The organism is Marinimicrobium sp. UBA4509, assembly GCF_002388575.1.
Classification (GTDB): domain Bacteria; phylum Pseudomonadota; class Gammaproteobacteria; order Pseudomonadales; family Cellvibrionaceae; genus Marinimicrobium; species Marinimicrobium koreense.
Genome location: NZ_DGMV01000027.1, coordinates 123,394 through 127,111, shown reverse-complemented (window position 1 = coordinate 127,111; position 3,718 = coordinate 123,394). Strand labels below are relative to the sequence as shown.

Sequence of the window (3,718 nt, the reverse complement as noted above, 5' to 3'; positions counted from 1 at the left end):
GAGTTATGAGAGGTCGGGTTAGCCAAAGGCGTAACCCGACAAAAACCCAAAGGCAGTCTCTCCATGAAAAAACCCGCCATCCCCGCCAATGAGGCTGAACGCACAGCCGCCGTTGACGCCCTGGCGATGGTCCACTCCCCCGCCGAGGAACGCTTTGACCGGATCACCCGACTGGCGTGCAGACTGTTTGACGTACCGATTTCGCTGGTCACCCTGATCTCCCGGGACAAACAGTGGTTCAAATCCGCGCAGGGACTCGGGGTGCCGGAAACTCCGAGAGATGTCGCTTTCTGCGCCCACGCCATCAACCATGATGAACTGCTGCTGGTCGAAGACGCGCGAGTGCACCCGGACTTCCATGACCACCCGGCGGTTACCGACGACCCCCATGTCCGTTTTTACGCGGGCCAGCCCATTCAATATCAGGGCCAACTGGTCGGCACTCTGTGTTTGGTGGATTATGTGCCGGGAACCTTAACGGAGGAGCAGAAAGATACCTTGCGCAGTCTGGCGGCGTGGGTGGAGAACGAGCTAAGGGTGGAGGCGCTCAGTGCGGAACAGACCCAGTTACTTGAAGAGCTGGATGAAGCCCGGCGGAACGCCCTGATCGACCCACTGACCAAGGCCTGGAATCGCCAGGGGATGGACGTATTGATGCAACGGGAGTTGGCGGTGGCGCAGCGGTCGGGCTCAGATGTTTGTGTGATGCTGGTCGACGTGGATTATTACAAACAGGTCAATGATCGTTATGGACACGTCGCCGGTGACGAAGTCTTGCGAGAAGTGGCGCAGCGGCTCCGGGGTGCTGTTCGGCCGCAGGATGTGGTGGCGCGCTACGGGGGCGATGAGTTCCTGGTGTTTGCCGCTCAGTGCCCGGCAGAAATGGGACAGTTTCTGGCGCGGCGGTTGGTCGAGCGGGTCAGTGTCGACCGGTGACGGCAGAGGGCGTGGAGATACCCCTGACTCTGAGTATCGGGGTGACCGCCGCCAATGCCGGCCCCGGCGTGTTGGCCACCAAGCTGGTCAATGCCGCCGATCAGGCGCTCTATGAAACCAAAGCTGCGGGTCGAAACGGGATGACCTTCCGGGCTTTTACTTAATCAACCCAGCGTAGGTTGTTGATCGATCTAAACATTTTTAATATAAAAAATCTTCAGCATTTCAAATCTGTCTAACCGAAAAAGATTCTGACGAAAGTCGTTTCGGGCCAGGACTTGACTGGCCCGAACTGCGAACGACGTCTCGTTTTTGAAATTTCCCGATGTGCTTGAATCGCCCCGTGAGAGAGGAGCGGTGCTGAAAGGATGCGTACAGCCTAAACCGACAACCATAACGTTAATCAAAAGGTTCAAGCATCATGGAAACTATCAACCCCAACCGGTTCTTACGCCGGTGCCTCGCAGTGGCTCTGTGCAGCTCCCTGGCAACCATCGCCCACGCCGATCTCGGCAGCAATCTTGCCCTCAGCGGCGGAGCGGATGGTTCGAGCAAAGGCGGTGGCAGCAGCTACGGCAACGTCAATGACGGCGATCTGAACAGTTACTGGCGGCCCAGTGGCACCAGTGATGAGCGGATCGGCGTGAAAAATTTTGATGCCACGTTCAATACCGTAATCATCCGTGAACTCAATGGCGCCACCACCGGGTGGCGTCTTGAAGATCACGATACCAACGAAGTGCTAGCGTCAGGCTCTACTTTGGGCAGCGAGCGGGTGATCAGCGGATTTGGTGACCGACAGATGTACAAGGTTAACCTGGTTATTGAAAGCGCCAACAGTGCACCGCAGATTGCCGAATTCGAGATCTACAACGATTCCGACGGCGGCGGTAGCTCATCCAGCAGCTCCAGAAGTTCGTCGTCCAGCTCCTCGGATTCTGGCGGCGAAACCGTTCGCTACGAGTCGGAAAACGCGGTCGATTTTGACGGCGTGGTGGCCACCAATCACTCCGGCTACAGTGGCAGCGGCTTCGTTGACCTTCTCAACGACAGTAACAGCTACATTGAATGGGTGGTCAATCAGGCGGATTCCGGCAACGCGACGCTGACGTTCCGGTACGCCAACGGCACTACCGCCAACCGTCCGATGACGGTCAGCGTGAATGGCCAGGTGGCGCATTCCAGCGTTGACTTCGAGGGCACCGGTGGCTGGTCCAGTTGGGACATCCAGACCGTGACGGTCAACCTGGCGGCGGGCAGCAATGTGATCCGCGCCGATGCCACGGTATCCTCGGGTGGGCCGAACTTCGATTACATTGAAGTCAGCGGCGGGGATGGTTCCTCCAGCTCCAGCAGCTCATCCTCGAGCTCGTCGTCCAGTTCTTCGTCCAGCTCGGTACCCAGCGATCCGGGTTCCCCGCTCTCCTGTCAGGAGGCCAACACGGTGCGTGGCTTTGCCTCCCTCGGTGGCGGCACCACGGGCGGTGCCGGCGGTGATGTGGTGACCGTTTCCTCGGGCACCGAACTGGAAGCGGCCCTGGATAACAAAGGCAGCAATCCGCTGACCATCTATGTCGATGGCACCATCACGCCCGGAAATTCCAGCGTGAGCAAGTTCGATATCAAGGACATGAACGACGTGTCCATCATCGGTGTGGGCAACAATGCCCTGTTTGATGGTATCGGCATCAAGATCTGGCGCGCCAACAATGTGATTGTCCGCAACGTCACCATGCGCTATGTCCGTATTGGCGACAAGGACCACATCACCATTGATGGCCCGTCCAGCAACATCTGGATTGACCACAACACCTTCTACAACTCGCTGGATGTGGGCAAGGACTACTACGACGAATTGGTCAGTGGTAAGAACGATATTGATAACATCACGGTCAGCTACAACATCCTGCGCGATAGCTGGAAGACCTCTCTGTGGGGCAGCAGTGATGGCGATGACTCCCACCGCCGGGTGACCTTCTGGGGCAACCACTGGGAAAACGCCAACTCCCGCTTGCCGCTGTTCCGTTTTGGTGAGGGTCATGTCATCAACAACTACTACGACGGCATACTCAGCACCGGCATCAATTCGCGGATGGGTGCCACTATCCGGATTGAAGGCAATGTGTTCGAGAACTCCCAGAACCCGATTGTCTCTTTCTACAGTGATGAAATCGGCTACTGGGATGTCCAGGACAACATTTTCTCAAATATCACCTGGGAAGAAGGATCAGGGGACGACATCATTGCCGGCCCCAATGTCCAGTCAACAGTCAGCTACACACCGCCCTACAGCTACTCTGCGCTTCCAGCGTCGGATGCCAAAGGGCATGTGCTGGCCAACGCCGGAGCCGGTGTGATCAGTAATTGCGTTGCACCCTGATCCCATCTGACTGACCCCAACCCGGTTTAGGCTGACACCCGCGGAGTTCGCTCCGCGGGTATTTCATTCAAAACTCTGATATCGCGACTCTCTCGCTATTTCAAACTTATCTAACCGGTTTCGTTGCGGCTAAATAAGTGTGACCTGGTTCACATTTTGGCTGGCTGAGAATGTGATTGAATCCCCGGTGAGAGACAGGAGCGGTGCTGAACGGACGCAAACCAAAAAACCATAACGTCAAACAAGGTTACGCACATGACAATCATCAACCAATCCGGGCGTATCAGCCGATACGCCTCCAAGGTCGTTTATTCCTCATTATTTTTTGCCTGTATCGCTCAAGCTGATCTGGGGCCGAACCTGGCGCTGGATGCCGGGGCCGATGGTTCCAGTAAAGCCAGA

3 protein-coding genes are annotated in these 3,718 nt (G+C 56.6%); all 3 read left to right on the top strand.

Features of this window, described 5'->3' with window-relative positions; genetic code table 11:
• Window positions 1-63 precede the first annotated feature (63 nt).
• On the top strand, window positions 64-936 hold the full coding sequence (locus B3520_RS03570) for a GGDEF domain-containing protein (RefSeq protein ID WP_286875427.1): 873 nt from the start codon (window positions 64-66) through the stop codon (window positions 934-936).
• 11 nt (window positions 937-947) lie between these two features.
• A complete protein-coding gene (locus B3520_RS03565) occupies window positions 948-1,100 on the top strand; it encodes a GGDEF domain-containing protein (protein WP_286804627.1) in 153 nt (50 codons plus the stop codon).
• Between the two features lie 257 nt (window positions 1,101-1,357).
• Window positions 1,358-3,316, top strand: coding sequence for a carbohydrate-binding protein (locus B3520_RS03560; protein WP_286804626.1), 1,959 nt, complete (start codon window positions 1,358-1,360; stop codon window positions 3,314-3,316).
• Window positions 3,317-3,718 lie beyond the last annotated feature (402 nt).